Origin of the sequence: Pseudomonas sp. SIMBA_067 (assembly GCF_046534675.1) — a bacterium.
GTDB classification, from domain to species: domain Bacteria; phylum Pseudomonadota; class Gammaproteobacteria; order Pseudomonadales; family Pseudomonadaceae; genus Aquipseudomonas; species Aquipseudomonas putida.
On the sequence record NZ_JAWRYH010000001.1, the window covers coordinates 448,179 to 466,352 of the forward strand.

Genomic DNA, 18,174 nt, shown 5'->3' on the forward strand with positions numbered 1-18,174 from the left:
GCATCAGCCCCGCCCTGGGCAGGCGATGGGCAGCGCCGGTGGCATGCCGCCCCGGCTTTTAAGCACACGCCACTGCGCCGGACGCGTGTCGAGGGCAACCCGCAGCGCTGCTGGCGACGGGTTGTGTGCTGCCTGGTACGGCCGGCAGGCGAATGCCAGCGCCTGTCCGGTTTCTGCGGCCACCTGCAAACGCCGCAGGGCCCGGTCATCGGCACGTTCAGGCCAGCACAGCACCGCCGCGCAACTGCCCGAGCGCAGGCACTGCTCGGCCGCCCACAAGGCATCGGCAGGGGCGGCATCTACCTGCACCAGCCAGCGCAGGTCTACCCCGGCTGCCTGCCAGGCCGGTGCGTAAGGGATGAACGGCGGTGCCACCAGTACTACCCGGCTGCCTTCAGTACTCAGCCGCGCCAGTGTGGGCCACAGCAGTTGCAGTTCGCCGCAACCGGGGCTGGCCAGTAGCAACTCGCTGAGTGCCGCCGCCGGCCAGCCGCCTTCAGGCAGGCGCTCGTCAAGGGCCGCATGGCCGGTGGGCTGCAAGCCGAGTGGCCGCGCCTGGGCCTGCCGCCCGCGCCAGACACGGCGCTGATCGAGCAGCCTGTCGAGGTCGACCACTGCGCCCATCAGTCACGCCTCAGCAGGCCGCAGAACACGCCTTCGATGAAAAATTCCTGTTCAGGCTGCACATCGATGGGTGCATAGGCCGGGTTGCGTGGCAACAACCGGTAACCGCTGCCCTGGCGTTGCAGGCGTTTGATGGTCACTTCGCCGTCCAGGCGCGCAACCACGATCTGGCCATCGCGGGCGTCGGCCTGTTGCAGGATGCCGACCAGATCACCATCGAAGATGCCGTCGTCGACCATCGAATTGCCACGCACTTTAAGCAGGTAGTCAGGGGTGCGGCGGAACAGGCTGGGGTCGATCAGCAGCTGTTCGTGGATATCGAGGTCCGGGCCGATGGGTGCACCCGCCGCCACCTGGCCCAGCACCGGCACTTCGAGGATTTCTGGCCGACGCAGCGGTTCGGCCAGGCGAATGCCCCGCGCCTGGTTCGGCGTGACATCGATATAACCGGCCTGGCACAAGGCGGTGATGTGCTTGCGCGCAACGCTGCGCGAAGCAAAACCGAAGCGCGTGGCGATATCGGCCAGGCTCGGTGGCTGCCCTTGATCGGCAATGCGCTCGCGGATGAATTCGAAAATGGCGCGGCGTTTGGGGGTAAGATTGTCCATGGAGCACATTTGTACTCTTTTCGGAGCACGCTGAACAGCCCCCTTCGTCGTCAGCTTTGGTTATGATCCCCTGGCTTGTGTTTTCTTGATCTGGATATCCCATGCTGACCGCCCTGCTGTTCGACCTCGACGGAACCCTCACCGACACCGACACCCTGCACCTGCAGGCCTTTCGCCAACTGCTGCGCGAACATGACGGCCGCGAACTGAGCCAGGCGCAGTTCGATGCCCAGGTCAGCGGCCGCGCCAACGGCGAGCTGTTCGCCGAGCTGTTCAGCGGTGCGAGCGTCGAACAGTGCCGGGCGCTGGCCGACCGCAAGGAGGCGCTGTTTCGCGACCTGTCACCGTCTCTTGACCCGATGCCAGGCCTGTTGCGCCTGCTGGAGCATGCCAAGGCCCATGACATCGGCATGTGCGTGGTGACCAACGCACCGCGGCTGAACGCCGAACACATGCTGAACGCCATGGGCCTTGGCCAGCAGTTCGAGCATGTGCTGGTGGCCGAAGAACTCGCGCGGCCCAAGCCAGACCCGCTGCCCTACCTCACCGGCCTGCAGCGGCTGGGCGCCGAGGCCACCCAGGCGCTGGCCTTCGAGGATTCATTGCCGGGGGTGGCGGCCGCCAGTGGGGCGGGGATATTTACCGTGGGCGTGGCCACGACACAGACGCCGGAGCGGTTGCTGGAGGCGGGCGCCAAGCTGGTAGTGAATGATTTCAATGACCCGGCGTTGTGGGCATTGATCGAGGGTATGGCTTGAGGTGTGGGGTGTGATTGAGACCGAGCGCCGCCCGCGCGGCGCTTCGCAGCACAAGGCTGCTCCTACATCTGGTTAGGGCCAGTGACGCCTGCGCCAACGTGCGCGACCGCCTTGTTTATTCGACACTGTATCGAGGTGAACACCAAAGGGCCGCGCGCCTTGACCACAGGAATCATTGGCCCGAAACAGATGTAGGAGCAGCCTTGTGCTGCGAAGCGCCGCGCGGGCGGCGCTCGATCTCAAACACCCCATAACCCTATAGCCATACCCACCCAGGCCCCCATGCTGATCGACGAAGAACTGACCCTCAAAAAGCTGGAAACCTTTCTTGCCTTCATGCGCACCGGCAACCTCGGCCGCGCGGCGGTCGAGTTGTCTACCAGTGCCGTCAGCGTGCACCGCGCCATCCACTCGCTGGAAAGCGCCCTGCGCTGCCCGTTGTTCAAGCACGAAGGCCGCCAGCTGATCCCTCTGGAAAGCGCCTACGTGCTGGAAAAGAAAGCCCGGCAGCTGATCCAGGACGCCGAACAGATGGTGCGCCAAACCCGCGAAGCCGCAGGGTTCTACGCCGAGCGCTTCCGCCTGGGCGCGCTCTACTCGCTGACGGTAAAAACCGTGCCCAAACTGGTCATGGGCCTGAAACTGCGCCGCAGCGAGCTGAACATCGACCTAACCCTGGGCTCCAACGTCGACTTGCTGCAGCGCCTGAAAAACCACGAGCTGGAAGCTGTCCTGGTGTCTCTCGACGAAAGCGTCAGCGACCCGGCCTGCGAGCAGCTGCCGCTGTTCTCCGACGACATCTTCCTAGCTGTCCCCACCGACTCGCCCTTCGCCGGACAGGCCGAGGTAGACCTGGCCGACCTCGCCGACTCCACCTTCATCACCCTGACCCAGGGCTTCGCCACCCACCGCGATGGCGCGCGGGTGTTCCAGCAGGCCGGCTTTGAGCCCAAGGTAGCCATGCAGGTGAATGACATCTTCACCCTGCTGAGCATGGTCAGCTCGGGTGTGGGCTTTGCCCTGCTGCCCGGGCGCATTGCGGCGGTGTACGAAAACCGCGTCAGGCTGATTGCCTTGAAGCCGCAATACCGCTTGCAGCAGCACATTGGCGTGGTGTTTCTGAAGGCTAGGGAGCGGGAGCCGAACCTGCTGGCGTTGCTGGCGGAGTGCCGGATGTACAGCCTTGAGCGCTAACCCGTAACGCAGCATTTCGCCCCTGCAACCATACCGCCAATGCCGCCAGCCCGGCAGGCAACAGCAGCGAAGCGAACACTTGTTCAAAACTCCAGCCCAGCGCCAGCATCTGGGCCCCGGCAAAGGCGCTGAGCACGGCGCCAATGCGCCCGATGCCGCTCATCCAGCTGGCCCCGGTCGCCCGCGCTTGCGTCGGGTAAAAGGCCGCCGCCAGTGCATTCATGCCAACGCTCGCGCCATTCAGCCCAAAGCCCACGGCGCAGGCAATGGCGCACAGCCAGGCGAAATCCCCCGCCACCTGGCCAATTGTGAAGATAACCGCGCCGCTGAACAGAAACGTCAGCATCAGTACGCGCTGCGGGTTACAGCGATCCATGGCCCAGCCCACTGAAATCGCCCCTACCGGGCCGCCAATCTGGAAACAGGCCGTGACAATGGCGGCTTCAGACACCGAAAAACCACCGCCCTCCTTCACCAGTGTCGGCAGCCAGCCGCTGAACAGATAAACCAGGAACAGCGCCAGCACGTAGCCAGCCCAGAGCATGCAGGTACCAAAGCGGTAGCGCGGCGAGAGGATAGTGCCAATCGCGCCGCCAGTGCCCTGGGGTTTGGCGGGCGTGACGAAGGTACTGTCGGCATTGACATGTTCAGGGGCCAGGCGGCGGACAATGGCCAGAATGCGCTGGCGGTCTGCACCTTTGCTGACCAAAAAGGTGACCGATTCCGGCAGCCGCCAATACAGCAGCGGCAGGACAAGCAGCGGCAACACCCCGCCCAGCACCAGCACACTGCGCCAGCCCAGGTTGGGTATCATCCAGGCGCTGACGAAACCACCCATCGCCGCACCTAGGGAGAACCCGCAGAACGCCAGGGTGATCAGCAGCGAGCGGCTGCGCGCCGGGGCGTATTCGCTGACAAGGGTGCTGGCATTGGGCATAGCAGCACCCAGGCCCAGGCCGGTAAGAAAACGTAGCGCGACCAGGGTTTCCAGGTTTGGCGAGAAGGCCGAGGCCAGGGTCCAGATGCCGAACAGCAGCACGCTGCACAGCAATACCGCCTTGCGCCCGTAGCGGTCAGCCAGGGGGCCGGCAATCAGGGCGCCAAGGGCCAGGCCGATCAGCGCAGCGCTCAATACCGGGCCCAGGCTTTGCGCGCTCAGGCCCCAGTCGCTTTTCAGCTGCGGGGCAATGAAGCCGATGATGGCCACGTCCAGGCCGTCCAAGGCGATGATCAGGAAGCCGAGGAACACTACCCATTTCTGGTAGCGGCCGATGGGTTGCTGGTCGATCAGTTGGCGCACGTCGAGTGTGTTGTTCATGGGTATCACCTGTTGTTGTTTTTATGACGGTGTTTCGGGGCCGCGTTGCGGCCCAATCGCCGGCACAGGCAACATCACTGCCTGTCGAGGCTGCGCAGATACACAGGCCTTATGATCCGTGTTTCCTGCGTCACCACCAGGTCACGGGTGGCATGCAGATAAGCAGCAAAATCCGGGTCGGCATCCCGCGCCGCGCTGCGCTTTTCAAAGTCATCCAGGCTGTCATAACCCCACAGGTGCACCACCTGGTTCAGCGGCCCGATGCTGCTGGTGTAGAACGCCAGTGGTGCGCCGAGGTGGCGCAGCAGGATTGGCATCGCCAATTGGTCGAAGGCTTCGAGAAAGGCCGCCATGCAGCGCGGGCGAATGGTATAGATACGGTGATCGACCACTGCCTTGTCCATCACGCCACCTCCCGCGCATTGCCGGCCGCCGCCAGCCCCTGCTCCACACCAGCCAGGTGGCGCCCGGTGATGTAGCCAAAGGTCATGATCGGCCCGAGGGTAATGCCGGCACCGGGGTAGTTGCCGCCCATGATGCTGGCACGGTCGTTACCCACCGCATACAGCCCTTCGATGGCCTGCCCGTCGGCGGCCTGCACTTCACCGACCACGCTGGTGCGCAGCCCGTCGAAGGTGCCCAGATCGCCCATGATGACCTTCACGGCAAAGTACGGCCCCTCGCCCACTGGCGCCACGCAGGGGTTGGGCTGTTGCTGTGGGTCGGCCAGGTAGCGGTTGAAGCTGGTGCTGCCGCGGCCGTACTGGCGGTCTTCACCCTGCACTGCCCCAAGGTTGTAATCGCGCACGGTCCGTTCCAGCCCTTGCGCATCGATACCGGCCTTGCCTGCCAGCTCAGCCAGGGTCTTGCCCTTGAGCAGGTAGCCGTTACGCAACAGGGGCCCCGTCGGCATCGGGGCAGGCTTGGCGAAACCCAGGCCGTACTTGGCCAGGGTGCGGCGGTCGCACACCAGCCACATGGCGGTTTCTGCCTGGCCGGCACAGGCTTCGATCAGTGCTGCACCCACGTCGTGGTAGGAGTTGGACTCGTTGGTGAAACGCTGGCCCGAACGCAACACCCCGATCACACCCGGCTTGTAGCGGTCCAGCAGATGCGGAAAGGCGATGTATCGCCCGGCACCTACCGGCACCTTCGACACGGGCATCCAGGCCGCCGGCGCTTGCAGGCGGATATCGACCTTTGCCCCCAACGCCTCGGCCATGCGAGCGCCATCGCCGGTATTACCCGCTGGCACCGGTGAAAAATGCTCACCACCACGGCGCACATGCGGGTAGGCCTGGCGCAACCGTTGCAGGTCATGGGAGAACCCGCCACAGGCCAGCACCACCCCGCGCCGTGCCTGAATGCGCAGTTCGCTGTTGCCTTGCCCGGCCAGTGCCCCCACCACCCGCCCACCGTCGCGCAGCAGCTGCCGCGCCGGGGTGCCGGTGAGGATCGGGATGCCCAGGTCCAATGCCGAGCGTACCAGCCGCGCTGCCAAGGCATTGCCGCTGGTAACCTGGGTACCGCGGCGATACAGGGCAAGCTCCTTCAGGTGGGTGAGCAGGCGCCTGGCCACATACACGAACGAAGTCAACGATCGGGTAACGTTGAAGAAGTGCTTGAGGTCGGCATTCGATGAATTGAACATCATGCCGATGAAGGTGATGGTTTTCAGCGGCGGGCGCAGGCGTGCCATGTCCGGCCCCAAGCCGCGGATGTCGTAAGGTGCGGCCAGTATCGAGCGGCCCACATCGACGCCCCCTTCGACTTGTGGGTGATAGTCGGGGTACAGCGTGGGCACGAACTTCACGGCGGTTTCCCGCTCGAAAAAGTCCACCATCTGCGGCCCGTAGCGCAAGAACGCCTCGACCCCGGCCGCGTCAAAGCAGGCACCGGTTTCGTTGCGCAGGTAAGTCATGGCCGCCTCGGGGCTGTCGTTGGCGCTGTGCCTGTTACCGGGCACCCACAACACACCGCCGGAAAACGCCGTGGTACCGCCAAAACAGTCGTCTTTTTCGATGACGATCACGTCAAGGCCATGCTTCTTTGCAGTAATGGCGGTCGCCAGGCCACCAGCACCCGCGCCGACAACCAGCACATCGCAGTTACGCGTGGTCATGCGCGTGCCCCCTCAAAGCCTGGGCGCGGGATCAGCGCCATGGGCATGCTTTCGAGGCCGCCATCCACGGTCAGCTCTGCACCGTTGATGTAGTCGGCGCGCTGGCTGGCCAGGAACAGCACGGCTTCGGCGATATCCTGCGGTTCACCAATGCGCTGGTTGGCCGTCATGGCGCAGCGCTGGCGTTCGATCTGCGGGTCGGCATAAAACGCTGCGGACAAGGGTGTGCGGATCAACCCCGGGCAAACGGCATTGCTGCGCACACCGCGCGGCCCCCATTCCACGGCAATCTGGCGCGACAGCATGCTGACCCCGGCCTTGGCCGCACTGTAGGCACCGCTGTTGGGTTGCGGGTAATGGGCGGCGATCGAGGCCACGTGCACGATACGGCCCTGGCCGCGGGCCAGCATCGAACGGCCGAAGGCCTGGGCACACAACAGGTAGCCCGTGAGGTTGACTGCCAGCACCTGGTTCCATTGCTCCAGGCCTAGCCCATCCAGCGCACCGGGGCGCAGCACGCTGGCATTGTTGACCAGTACATCGCAGCGCCCATGCAGCGCCTGAACCTGGGCGGCGGCCTGCTCTACGCTGGCCGGGTCGGCGATGTCGCAGCCCAGGGCGCTGACCTCACCGACACTGTGTTCGCCCAAGGTGGCAGCGAGTTCACGGCATTTGTCCAGGTCACGGTCCAGCAGGACCACATGGGCGTGCTGCCCGACCAGGGCGCCGGCCAGCGCCGCGCCAATACCACCGGCGGCACCGGTGACCACGCAGACGGCCGAATCCAGGCCCAGCCATTGAGAGGGGATCTTGTTGTTGTGCATGCTGCTCTCCAGAGTGTCGCTTCATCTGGGCCACAGCCTAGGGCCGGCAGGCACACCGGCAGAATGGACAAAACCTGCAACCAGCCCCACATTCCCGACAATTTTCGCCCTGCCGCCTGAAGCCTGCAGGCAGCTGTGGCACAGTAGCCAGGTACCGAACAGAACAATTACAACAACATGAACAAGATCCCCAACTACGCCCTGTACGGTGAAACCGCACAACCGGTGTGGCACGAAGCCCTGCATGTGGAGCAGATCTCCCAACGGTCTGGCGCACACAACTGGGAAATTGCCGCGCACCGTCATGAAGGCTTGCTGCAGCTGCTGTACCTGCAAAGCGGCGGCGGTGAAGTGCTGTTCGACAGTGACCGGCTCCAGGTGCAGGCCCCCTGCGTGGTGTATGTGCCGGCGCAAGTGGTGCATGGATTCCATTGGGCCGGCCAGGTCGAGGGCCACGTGATCACCGCCGCCCAGCACCCGCTGGAAAGTATCGCCCAGGTGCTGGCACCCAACCTGCTGGTGCAGGTGCGCAAACCACAGGTGATCGCCCTGCCGTCGTGGGCAGCCGACGAAGACCCGTTGCTGCCGCTGTGCATGGCCTTGCGCGAGGAGTACCACAACCGCGCCCGTGAGCATGTGGCCAGCAGCATGGCGCTGTTGCTGACGCTGCTGATCCAGGTGCTGCGCCATGAACCGCACCTGCCCCACGGTGGGCAGCGCCCAGTGTCAAGGCGCAGTCAGCAGCTGACCGCATTGCGTGAATTGGTGGACATGCATTACCGCGCGCACTGGCCACTTGAGGACTACGCCGCCGAGCTGGGCATGACCCTGGCTACGCTTGGGCGGTTGTGCCAGGAGCACCTGGGCATGACGCCCATGAACGTGATCAATGCCCGGCTGGTGCTGGAGGCCAAGCGCATGCTTGGGCATTCGAGCCTGAGTGTGAAAGAGATCGCCCATGAGCTGGGGTTTGCCGATGTGGGGTATTTCAGCCGGTTCTTTCGCAAGCATGCGGGGATGAGCCCTAGCGGGTTTCGCGAGGGCCAGTAACATCTGCCGGCTTTTGCTGTGGCCTGCACTGGCCTCTTCGCAGCACAAGGCTGCTCCTACACGTATCGCGTGCTCATGTAGGAGCAGCCTTGTGCTGCGAAGAGGCCGGCACAGGTCAGCACTAGACCGCCAAGGCCCGCTGCACCTCGCCTACCGTGGCCGCCAGGCATATTCATTACTCGCTCTCCTACATGAGCACGCGATACCTGTAGGAGCAGCCTTGTGCTGCGAAAAGGCCGGCGCAGGTCAGCACTCGACCGCCAAGGCCCGCTGCACATCGTCTACCGTGGTCGCCAGGCTGCTCAGGTGCAAATTCATTACTCGCTCCACCGGCGCCTGATCCAGCGGCCAGTGCAAGGCAATGCTCCCGGCCAGGCGCCCTTCGGCATGTACCGGCAGCGCAATGGCGCGGATCAGGAATGGCAAGCGCACCGGGTACTCCCAGTACCCTTCGGTTCGCTGGCCAAAGCCCTTGTGCGCGTCTTCTTCGATGTTGCGCAGCACCGTGTCATCGCGCAGCCGCTCATGGGCCGCCAGGCGTTGCACTTCATCCACCGCCAGTTCACCCAGGCAGGCCCGCCCCATCGCCGAGTGAAACAGGCTGGCATGGTGCCCGACGATCTGGCAGGTATGCGGGTACCGCTTGCGCAATACCTGAGGGATGGCGCTTTCCATCACCTCCAGCCGCTCGCCGTCGAAACACGACAGGTCCACCACCAGCCCGGTGCGCTCGCTCAGGTCCAGCAGCATTGGTGCAGCACTTTCCACCAGGCGCCGCTTGAAGCGCATCTGCCGGTCACCGAACAGCCGCCGCGCGCACAGGCGATAACGCCGGTCGCTGAGGCCACGGTAGACCCAGCCCTGCTCCTGCAAGGTGGCCAGCATGCGCGAGGCCGTGGCCTTGGGCAGGCCGGTAAGGTAATGCAGTTCTTCCAGGCCCAGCGCCTGGTGCTCGCCCAGCAGGTCGACAATGGCCAGTGCGCGCTCCACCGAACGCACGCCGCCACTGTCTGCCGTAATGCCCATGGGTATGACCTCCCTGTAGCTGGATGGTCAGCATAGCCAGCAAGAACCGCGCCTGCCCAGTGCTTTCATCAGGCCTGCAGGCACGGTGGCGGGCGCCGCTCAACCCACCGGGTCAGCTGTTCATGGGCGTATGCCAGTTGCAACACCGCATGATCGGCCTGGGCCGGGCCTATGATTTGCAGGCCCATGGGCAAACCGTCGCTGTTGAAGCCGACCGGCACGCTGATGCTCGGCAAGCCGGCCAGGGTCGGCCCGATCACCACCTCCATCCAGCGATGGTAGGTGTCCATCGCCCGGCCCCCGACGGCCGTCGGCCACGCCAGTTTTGCATCGAAAGGGAACACCTGGGCAGACGGCAACAGCAGGTAGTCGTAACGTTCAAACAGGTTGGCCAAGGCGCGGTACCATTCGCTGCGGTCCAGCGAGGCCTGGTACAGCGAAGCTGCGCTCAGTTGCAAGGCGCCCTCTACCTCCCACTGTGCTTCGGGCTTGAGCAAGGCGCGCCTGGCTGGGTCGGCATAGGCCGCGCCAAGGTTGCCGTGCACCAGGAAGTGGCGGTGGGTGAGCCAGCATTGCCACAAACGCGCCGGGTCGAATGCCGGTTGGCAAGCCTCGACCCGGCAGCCCAGTTCGGCGAAATCGGCCAACGCTGCTTCACACAGGCCCAACACCCCGTCATCCATCGGCAGGTAGCCGTTGTAGTCACCCAGCCAGCCAACCCGCACACCCCGAAAATCGCGCTGCAGCCCTGCGGCGAAATCGCGGCGGCCCTCGCTCAGCGATAGCGGCGCCCGCGCGTCAACGCCTGCCTGGGTCGACAACAGCCGCGCCACATCCACCACGCTGCGCCCCATCGGCCCTTCGGTAGCCAGCTGCTGCACGAACAGTTCGGGCGCAGGACCATGTGGCACACGGCCCTGCGACGGGCGCAGGCCGAACACATTGTTGAACGCCGCCGGGTTGCGCAGCGAGCCCATCATGTCGCTGCCGTCAGCCACCGGCAGCAGGCGCATGGCCAGCGCCGCTGCCGCCCCGCCACTGCTGCCGCCGGCTACCCGATGCGGGTCGTAGGCATTGGTGGTGGTACCGAACAGGGTGTTATAGGTTTGCGAGCCGAGGCCGAACTCCGGCACGTTGCTTTTGCCAACGATCAGCGCCCCGCTCGCCCGCACCCGCGCCACGCTGATGGCGTCATGCTCGGGTACCTGTTCGGCGAACAACGGCGAGCCCAGGGTGGTGCGCAACCCGGCAGTGGCAGCCAGGTCCTTGATCGCCTGTGGCATGCCGTGCATCCAGCCGCGGGAATGGCCCCGCTTCAGCTCACGGTCACGCTCATCGGCTGCGGCCAGCACCGCCTCGGCCGGGCGCAGCGACACCAGTGCGTTGACCTGCGGGTTGCAGCGTTCGATATGCGCCAGGTAGGCCTGCATCACTTCCCGGCACGATACCTGCCGGGCATGGATGGCCTGGGACAAAGCTTGGGCATCGAGGGCAACGATGGGGTCGATGGCTAACGGCTTCACGGTTTTACTCCAAGGTTGAATGCGGCAGGCTTACCCGCCCGGGGTGCTTCTTTCAGGCAATAGGTACCCAGCAGCGTCAGCAGGCAGGCGAACAGCACGTAGAACGACGGTGCCACCGGGGTAGCGAGCACCTTGGTAAGCCAGGTGACGATCAACGGGGCAAAGCCGCCGAACACCATCACCGCTACGTTATAGGCCACCGAGACGCCGGTGGAGCGCACCTCGACCGGGAACTGCTCGGCCAGGGCGGTCGGGGCCGGGCCAAAGAAACCGCCGATGGCCGTGCACAGCAGTAGTTGCATCACCAGCAGGCGCTCCAGCGAAGGCGCAGCGGCCACCCACACATACAGTGGGTAGACCATCACGAAAAAGGCCAGGGTGAAAGCCATCAGCACCGGGCGCCGCCCCACCCGGTCAGACAACGCCCCTGCCAGAGGAATGACCACGGTCATCAGCCCCACGGCCAGCATCTGCACCAGCAGCACCTGGTCCAGCGTCAGCCCGAGGCTCTTGTGGGCGAAGGTCGGCATGTTCACCAGCACCACGTAGAACGACACCGTCGCGCCACAGGCCAGCCCCATCGACACCAGCAGGCTGCGCCGATGTTCACGCAATACCTGCCACAGGGTGGGCGACTGGCCCTTGGCCTGGCGGCGCGCCTCGACGAACTCCTCGGGCTCTTCCATGTGCTTGCGTATCCACAACCCGACCGGGCCGATCAGCAGGCCCAGCACAAACGGGATGCGCCAGCCCCAGCTGTCCAGTGCCTCAGGCGAGCACAGGTGGGTAACCAGTGCCACCATCGCCGCCCCGGAAAAAACCGCCAGGCACTGCCCTACCAATTGCCACGAGCCATACAGGCCCTTGCGGTGTGCAGGCGCGCTCTCCACCAGAAACGCCGTAGCGCTGGCGTACTCGCCACCGGTGGCAAACCCTTGCAGCATGCGCGCCACCACGATCAGCAGCGGCGCGGCCATGCCGATGGCCAGGTAGTCGGGGGCAAAGGCGATCATGGCGATCGACACGGTCATCAGGCGGATGATCATCTGCATCGCCGCCTTGCGGCCCTTGCGATCGGAGTACATGCCCAGCAACACGCCACCCACCGGGCGCATGAAAAACCCTACCCCAAAAGTGGCCAGGGCCATCAGCAGCGAAGCGTACTCGTCGTCGGACGGGAAAAACTGCCGGGCGATGATGCTGGCCAGAAAGCCGTACACGATAAAGTCGTACCACTCCAGGGCGTTGCCGATAACGGCGGCGACCACCTGCCGGGTACGCGACACGCCGGTGCTCGAAGTCTGCATAGGGAACACTCCACACAAGGATTGGGTGATCGCCCAGGCGCGGTCGCGCCCGGGTTCCAGCGGCAGTCGTCAAAAAGGAAAGGTCAGGCGGGCGCGAGCCAGCGCTCTGCCAGCGCGCCCCAGTAGGCGGCACCGGTCAGCAGGATGTCGTCGTTGAAGTCGTAGGCCGGGTTATGCACCATCGGCCGCGATACACCATTGCCGATGAACAGGTAGGCGCCCGGGCAGCGCTGCAGCATCCAGGCGAAGTCCTCGCTGCCCATCAGCTTGCGGGTGTTGCCATCCACCGCCTCGGCACCCAGCAACTCCACCCCCACCTGCGTGGCGAAGGCGTTTTCTGCGGCATGGTTGACCAGCACCGGGTAGGCCGGGCGGTGCTCGATGCTGGCACGGCAACCAAAGCTTTCGGCCTGGCTGACGATGATCGCGCGCACCCGCTCCAGGGTCTGCGCCCGCACCTCGGCGTTCAATGCGCGCAGGCTAAGCCGTAGCAGCGCCTGTTGCGGAATCACGTTGGCCGCTTCGCCGGCCTGCAACGCGCCGACGGTGACCACCGCAGCCTCCTGCGCATCGATGTTGCGCGCCACCACGGTTTGCAGCGCCATCACCACACTGGCCGCTGCCACCAGCGGGTCTACGGTCAGGTGCGGCATCGAGCCATGGCCGCCCATCCCGTCGAGGGTCACCGTGAGCAGGTCTTGCGAGGCCATCATCGGCCCCTCGCGAAAACCAAGATGCCCGGCCGGCAGCCCGGGCATGTTGTGCATGCCGAACAGCGCATCGCAGGGGAAGCGTTCCAGCAGGCCGTCGGCCAGCATCGCCTCGGCACCGCCCTGGCCCTCCTCGGCCGGCTGGAAGATCAGCGTCAGCGTGCCGTCGAACTGCCGGGTTGCCGCCAGGTAGCGCGCAGCACCCAGCAGCATGGTGGTGTGCCCGTCATGGCCGCAGGCGTGCATGCAACCTTGGTGCTGGCTGCTGTAGGCCGCGCCCGTTGCTTCGTGGATGGGCAGCGCGTCCATGTCGGCGCGCAGGCCCAGGCGGCGTGGGCTACTGCCATTGCGCAGCACGCCGACCACACCGGTCTTGCCGATGCCGGTGTGTACTTCATAGCCCCACGCCTCGAGCAGCCGGGCGACAAGCGCCGAGGTGCGGCTCTCTTCAAAACCCAGTTCCGGGTGGGCGTGGATATCGTGACGGATTGCGTGCAGGTCGCTGGCCACGTCGTTAAGCCAGGCCAGGATGTGCTGATGTCGGGACATGTAACGTCTCCTCGCGCGGGTGGTTTCCCGTTCTTGTTGTTCGCCTTGAGGTCACGACGGGTAAGGCAGGTCGTGCTTGGCTCACAGATAAGCGCGAGGAGAGATGAAGCACAATCGAATCTGGTTTCACACCGTGGAACCGAAAGCATCGAGGCGACCTGGCACCGTTTGCCAGACTGTTCATCCCCTGCCGGCAGGCAGGCGAACCAATAATACTTTTTCTGGCAACGGCTCGAGGATGGCCGACTCCTGGCCGCGTATTCGGTTCCACCCCGTAGCTTCCTTGATGGACTCAATTGCCAACTTACCGAAGGGCAGTCTATTCAACCTGGCTTGAAGATAGGTCGACCTCATGTCGGTCAACAGCTGCCTGATTTTACCCACACCCGCAAAGGACGCAGCCCCTATCCCGGCCCCAGCGACCAGTTCAGCCCCTATTGACTCAAAGGACGCTGAAAGAGCGAGCGCTGCCCCGGGTGCCTTGATCACGGTACCGGCCAACCCACCAATAAATATCATCGCATTGTTGGTTCGGCTCGCGTCATCAAACTCCTTCGGTATTGGCCGCCCTTCAGCCTTGGCAATCGAACGTTTGACTATTGCTTTGGATGCCTTGTTCAGCGACGAGAGCATCCCCACCGTTCCCCTTACGAGTCCGGTGGCCTGCCCGACTGCACGTGTGGGCGAATGGCCATCGCGGTCGACATGGTTGATGGGATCACCCGTGCAATAGGCGTATGCATTGAGGCCTCCCCGACCAAACGGGCTGAATGCATCGGGGCTGAGAAAGCGCATTTGCACGGTGCGATAGCCACGTTTGCCATTACCCAGCAGATAACAGTGCGGCGCTTGCGCAACAGCCTCGCCGGCAAAGGCCAACAGAGGCCTGCCCCGAACCGCGTGGTAACCATAGGGCGTGTATGCCCGCAGCAGGGCATCATTGCCTGTGTGTACTGGGGCTTGTTGGTGAGTTTGCATGGCTTCAATTTCCTGTTAGTGGTGATCGGCCATTCACACTAACCCCATCAACATGCCACAAATAACTCTCAGACATGATGGCCGGAAACATTACCCACGGACGATCGATACTTCCCTATGTATTCGGCTGTTGGATGACGATTTCCATCAAGTTCCGCGCTTTTGCACAAGCCTAATAGATCAATCCAGGCCAACGTATCGAAGGTTAGCAGGATGTAATGGCCACTCTCGGGGCAGACCAGGTACAACTGCTCGTGCGCGTATTAGATGCGACCGACAACATGCACCACAAGAAAAATATTGGCTCTACTTATGTCGCGACAGAGCAACTAGCCCATGAGCTAGTAAAGATCAAACCCTTAGCATCCTAACACCTAAACAGGAGTTTTAAATCATAAACGATACATAACCGCGCATCAAAAATCAGATCCGGACACTAAAATTCTGACACATAACCAATCCAGGCTCCTCAGGTCTACGCCGAGCTTATCATTCACCCTCATATAAACCAGCATATTTCAAGCCATTATAATTTGACTTTAAAGATTTGGAAACAACCGTACCACCATCGGAGTACCAAAAAATTGCATTAGCCTTAGAGATACCAAGCCTCAAGCACTCTGCCTTTAAATCCTCAATATAACGGGCGTCAACCGCAGACTCAATCAAGATTTCATCTAAACTCACCTCCTCCGCTTTTCTTGGTATAATTCCTATGAAGTCCTCGTCATACCATCTCACACCAATATCTCTGCAAAACCCACAAACCTTGTATGCGGGATCATCCAAATCCACAGAATAGTCCAACTCAAAATACTTTAGATAGTCATCCTCCGAAGAGAAATTTGTACCTACCCAAACATGAATTTTTTCATACCGCTCAACATCATAATAATCCATTTAGCATACTCCTGGCTTCATGTATTTGCTGCAATATGAATCGATCGCGCTAAGCGCTCTAGCTTTGCTTTGATTGCTATGCAAATCTTTAATTAAACTATAATGGAACAGCCTTCTAGCTCTACTACCATGGTACGGACCGTCCGGCACAGGATTATTCCACCACATGTACTTGGACTTGTAGGTCGCATCGATGATGGTGAGCGGCAGGCCGTCATCGCTGTTCAGGCTAGCACGGCTGCATAGCGCACATAGCCGCCGTCGCTGCCTTGGGTGCTAAACCGCTGAACATAGCCGTTAATGTGGCGGAAAGAGCCGTTGGATAACTCGATTTCTACCGTGGCCTGGCTGCCAATCAGTGACTTGAGCTTTATATCGCTCTGTTGGCTGAGCAAGGCCAGATCGCATTCATAGAGTTTGGAAAGCTCTTCAGTGCCGGAAAAGTGCTCAAGCAAAAACTCATCGTTGGCTGTTTGTGTCAGGATATTCAGCTTGAACAATCGCCTGTTTTGCGGCGCGAGCATGGAAAGAACGTCAGTTAGCATAATTTACTCCCTGTAACGGTGAACATCAGCGCGCCCGTACGGCGAAAAGCCTGCCCAACCACGAGGCAGCACGCATGCTCTGAATAGTTTCTATATCCATGAATGTGTATTGACGGTTTTCCTTCGCTTCGCGCACTTTCAGGTCTCTGAGTGCACTGATCTTGTCACGATTGTAAAACACCATGAACACGGACATTAGCGCAAAGAAGTAGATCAACCCGGTGGCCGGCACGTCATGGCTTTTCATCAGCGGATAGATCACGCTGCTCAAGCCCGCCGCCAAACCCGCCTGCCACCACTGAACTTTCTGAGGCGGCTCGATGGATTCCACGCGCTGCCCTTTAAAATGGAGAATATCACTTTTACGGCGCCAGTAATAAGCCATTGCATAGGCCAACAACACCAGCACGACGGGCGCGAGCCCTAACATCAAAGAAGTCGCCGCTCCCAACTTCATTTTTTTGTAGGTAACACCCAGTGTCAGCAGCGATGCGAACATTGGTGCAACTGACATATTGAAGAACATGCGCAAATTCGCGAAACTTACAAAGTGCTCACTGCGGTAAGCACAGTTGATGCACCACAGCGTCATAACGATAATGATCAGGATCGCCGGCACCGCCATGAATGGCGGCGCCACTCCGGTCATCATCAGGGCCAATATCACTACCAGCAGCCACACCGACCAGATTTTTTTAAAAAAACGTTCTGTGGTAAACATTTAATCCTTCCCCTTCAAGAAATTACCCAGGGTAGTGCCCATCCCCGAAAAATCGTCACTCATGACAAACTGAACTGCCAAACCCGCACCCAAAGACAAGGCAATCACGACGACAGCCGGCCCTGTCAGCCCGCCGACCAATACACCGACACCAAAGGCCAATGCATTGGTCGGCTGGGTGTAAGCTGACTTCTGGAAGAACTCCGAGATGCATTTTGCCTCCGTCGCATCTAGGTAAGCCTGGGGGCCGAACGCCAATGCGCCGCCTAATTTGGCCCCGTAAGTACTTTGCCTACGCCACGGCTGCTGTACCCGGCCGAGTCAATATGGGCACCGTTGATCTCAGCCTGCTTGGCCACCCGCCGCCCAAGGCCGTCGTACCGGTACTCGCCTCGGCTTTCCAGCTTGCCATCGACCACCGTCTCCGCCCGCACCAGCCGGTTCTCGCAGTCATAGCTAAAGCTCTGCAGCTTGCTGTGCTCCGAGCGCTTCTCGATCAGGTTGCCCCACGGATCGTAGCGGTACTCCTGATCCCTACAAGCTCTCCAAGCCTTATATAGAACGTCCAACAAGGAGTCTCTTTCGGCTGTTTCAATTGGCAGTGCCAACGCATTGATATCAAGCATACACCTCCTAAACAGCGGAAGTACCAAGGTGCACGCGAGTGCCGCCGGTGGCGCTGATGTCGGTCAGCGTGCCGTCGGGCGTGCGGGTGAAGTGCAGGAAGTGGCCGAGGGCGTTTTCGATGCGTTGTAGCGGCACTTCGGTGTTGGTGTCCGGCACTTCTCTAGATTGTCGAGGGTTTGCAGGAGGTAATGAGCCACCTTGGATACAGGCCCGCACAATCACCTATACACGTTTAGCGAACGTGACTTTTAACAATGACAAAAATAATTATATTAACTAAGGCAGCTTCATTCCAGTCGCTCGACAGTATCGGCTAACGGAAAAATAGTTGAAGCTGGCACCCCAACTACTTTCAATAGCTTTTTAATATTTATTCTTCAACAATGTCACATAAAAACAAAAACCGAAGCCAGACTAAAAACGCCTCAAAAAATCAATCGTAAATACCATCTTGCTGAGATTTTTCGATAAATATATCCTGCAGGTCACCCTGAATATCTGCACCATCTAATTGTACAACAAAATCGCCCTCAAGATCATCCGGAAAATGGACACCATCCAACGTCCCAAGCACTACAGAAGCGCTGTCTGCGATAACAATTTTAAAAAAGTTAATGATATCATGTTTTTGAGTATCATCTAGCGATGCTAGAGCATTACGCGCACGAGCATATGAGTCCTTATCTCCGTTGACGGGTTTAGTAAGAGAATTTTTATATTGAGGGAAGTTTTTCTCAAACAATTCGGAATAAATAGCATCAACAAATTTATTATCACCCATAAATCTCTC

Annotated in this window: 20 protein-coding genes and 1 pseudogene; 3 read left to right on the forward strand and 18 right to left on the reverse strand. The window is 61.3% G+C overall.

Annotated elements, in window-relative coordinates:
* Window positions 1-3: 3 nt before the first annotated feature.
* Both imuA and lexA read right to left on the reverse strand, forming a co-directional pair.
* Window positions 4-624 carry a translesion DNA synthesis-associated protein ImuA gene (gene imuA, locus SB765_RS02110; protein WP_341798811.1) on the reverse strand — a complete coding sequence of 207 codons (621 nt, stop codon included), beginning with the start codon at window positions 622-624 and terminating at the stop codon, window positions 4-6.
* The gene (gene lexA, locus SB765_RS02115) at window positions 624-1,241 is read right to left on the reverse strand and encodes a transcriptional repressor LexA (RefSeq protein WP_341798810.1); all 618 of its coding nucleotides are present in this window, start codon (window positions 1,239-1,241) and stop codon (window positions 624-626) included. The genes imuA and lexA overlap by 1 nt, the downstream gene beginning before the upstream one ends.
* A 92-nt stretch (window positions 1,242-1,333) precedes the next feature.
* Here lexA and SB765_RS02120 point away from each other — a divergent pair, with 92 nt between their 5' ends.
* A complete protein-coding gene (locus tag SB765_RS02120; protein WP_410911739.1) occupies window positions 1,334-1,990 on the forward strand; it encodes an HAD family hydrolase in 657 nt (218 codons plus the stop codon).
* A 282-nt stretch (window positions 1,991-2,272) separates the two neighbouring features.
* Window positions 2,273-3,184 carry a LysR substrate-binding domain-containing protein gene (locus SB765_RS02125; RefSeq protein ID WP_063424157.1) on the forward strand — a complete coding sequence of 304 codons (912 nt, stop codon included), beginning with the start codon at window positions 2,273-2,275 and terminating at the stop codon, window positions 3,182-3,184.
* Here the strand turns inward: SB765_RS02125 and SB765_RS02130 are convergent.
* The 4 genes from SB765_RS02130 to SB765_RS02145 all read right to left on the reverse strand — a co-directional run bounded on the left by SB765_RS02130 (window position 3,117) and on the right by SB765_RS02145 (window position 7,448).
* Window positions 3,117-4,502, reverse strand: coding sequence for an MFS transporter (locus SB765_RS02130; RefSeq protein ID WP_410911741.1), 1,386 nt, complete (start codon window positions 4,500-4,502; stop codon window positions 3,117-3,119). The two genes, SB765_RS02125 and SB765_RS02130, sit on opposite strands and share 68 nt — an antisense overlap.
* Before the next feature lie 74 nt (window positions 4,503-4,576).
* On the reverse strand, window positions 4,577-4,906 hold the full coding sequence (locus tag SB765_RS02135; RefSeq protein WP_016499557.1) for an NIPSNAP family protein: 330 nt from the start codon (window positions 4,904-4,906) through the stop codon (window positions 4,577-4,579).
* Window positions 4,906-6,624 (reverse strand): FAD-dependent oxidoreductase, encoded by a 1,719-nt coding sequence (locus SB765_RS02140; RefSeq protein ID WP_410911743.1) that lies wholly within the window; start codon window positions 6,622-6,624, stop codon window positions 4,906-4,908. Before SB765_RS02140 ends, SB765_RS02135 begins: the two co-directional genes overlap by 1 nt.
* Window positions 6,621-7,448 carry an SDR family NAD(P)-dependent oxidoreductase gene (locus tag SB765_RS02145; protein WP_197862847.1) on the reverse strand — a complete coding sequence of 276 codons (828 nt, stop codon included), beginning with the start codon at window positions 7,446-7,448 and terminating at the stop codon, window positions 6,621-6,623. Before SB765_RS02145 ends, SB765_RS02140 begins: the two co-directional genes overlap by 4 nt.
* A 177-nt stretch (window positions 7,449-7,625) precedes the next feature.
* Between SB765_RS02145 and SB765_RS02150 the strand changes: the two genes are divergently transcribed.
* Window positions 7,626-8,498, forward strand: coding sequence for a helix-turn-helix domain-containing protein (locus SB765_RS02150; protein WP_410911745.1), 873 nt, complete (start codon window positions 7,626-7,628; stop codon window positions 8,496-8,498).
* A gap of 246 nt (window positions 8,499-8,744) precedes the next feature.
* On the opposite strand, the gene SB765_RS02155 is transcribed toward SB765_RS02150, so the two are convergent.
* The 12 genes and pseudogenes from SB765_RS02155 to SB765_RS02210 form a co-directional block, all read right to left on the reverse strand.
* On the reverse strand, window positions 8,745-9,524 hold the full coding sequence (locus SB765_RS02155) for an IclR family transcriptional regulator (protein ID WP_410911747.1): 780 nt from the start codon (window positions 9,522-9,524) through the stop codon (window positions 8,745-8,747).
* A gap of 68 nt (window positions 9,525-9,592) precedes the next feature.
* Complete coding sequence (locus SB765_RS02160) at window positions 9,593-11,047, reverse strand: amidase (RefSeq protein WP_410911749.1); 1,455 nt, start codon at window positions 11,045-11,047, stop codon at window positions 9,593-9,595.
* Window positions 11,044-12,354, reverse strand: coding sequence for a citrate-proton symporter (locus tag SB765_RS02165; RefSeq protein WP_410930834.1), 1,311 nt, complete (start codon window positions 12,352-12,354; stop codon window positions 11,044-11,046). Before SB765_RS02165 ends, SB765_RS02160 begins: the two co-directional genes overlap by 4 nt.
* Before the next feature lie 83 nt (window positions 12,355-12,437).
* Window positions 12,438-13,613 (reverse strand): M20 aminoacylase family protein, encoded by a 1,176-nt coding sequence (locus SB765_RS02170; protein ID WP_410911751.1) that lies wholly within the window; start codon window positions 13,611-13,613, stop codon window positions 12,438-12,440.
* Window positions 13,614-13,793: 180 nt separating this feature from the next.
* Window positions 13,794-14,591, reverse strand: a complete 798-nt coding sequence (locus SB765_RS02175) for an RHS repeat-associated core domain-containing protein (RefSeq protein WP_410911753.1) — start codon at window positions 14,589-14,591, stop codon at window positions 13,794-13,796.
* A 489-nt stretch (window positions 14,592-15,080) separates the two neighbouring features.
* Window positions 15,081-15,491 (reverse strand): immunity 22 family protein, encoded by a 411-nt coding sequence (locus SB765_RS02180; RefSeq protein WP_341798799.1) that lies wholly within the window; start codon window positions 15,489-15,491, stop codon window positions 15,081-15,083.
* 224 nt (window positions 15,492-15,715) lie between these two features.
* Window positions 15,716-16,036, reverse strand: coding sequence for a contractile injection system protein, VgrG/Pvc8 family (locus tag SB765_RS02185; RefSeq protein WP_341798798.1), 321 nt, complete (start codon window positions 16,034-16,036; stop codon window positions 15,716-15,718).
* Window positions 16,037-16,061: 25 nt separating this feature from the next.
* Window positions 16,062-16,757, reverse strand: coding sequence for a hypothetical protein (locus tag SB765_RS02190; protein WP_410911755.1), 696 nt, complete (start codon window positions 16,755-16,757; stop codon window positions 16,062-16,064).
* On the reverse strand, window positions 16,758-17,015 hold the full coding sequence (locus SB765_RS02195; RefSeq protein WP_341798796.1) for a hypothetical protein: 258 nt from the start codon (window positions 17,013-17,015) through the stop codon (window positions 16,758-16,760).
* A gap of 74 nt (window positions 17,016-17,089) precedes the next feature.
* A pseudogene (locus tag SB765_RS02200) lies at window positions 17,090-17,293 on the reverse strand (RHS repeat protein); the annotation flags it as partial.
* A gap of 97 nt (window positions 17,294-17,390) precedes the next feature.
* The gene (locus tag SB765_RS02205; protein ID WP_341798795.1) at window positions 17,391-17,540 is read right to left on the reverse strand and encodes a hypothetical protein; all 150 of its coding nucleotides are present in this window, start codon (window positions 17,538-17,540) and stop codon (window positions 17,391-17,393) included.
* A 277-nt stretch (window positions 17,541-17,817) separates the two neighbouring features.
* Complete coding sequence (locus SB765_RS02210) at window positions 17,818-18,165, reverse strand: hypothetical protein (RefSeq protein ID WP_410911757.1); 348 nt, start codon at window positions 18,163-18,165, stop codon at window positions 17,818-17,820.
* Window positions 18,166-18,174: the final 9 nt, after the last annotated feature.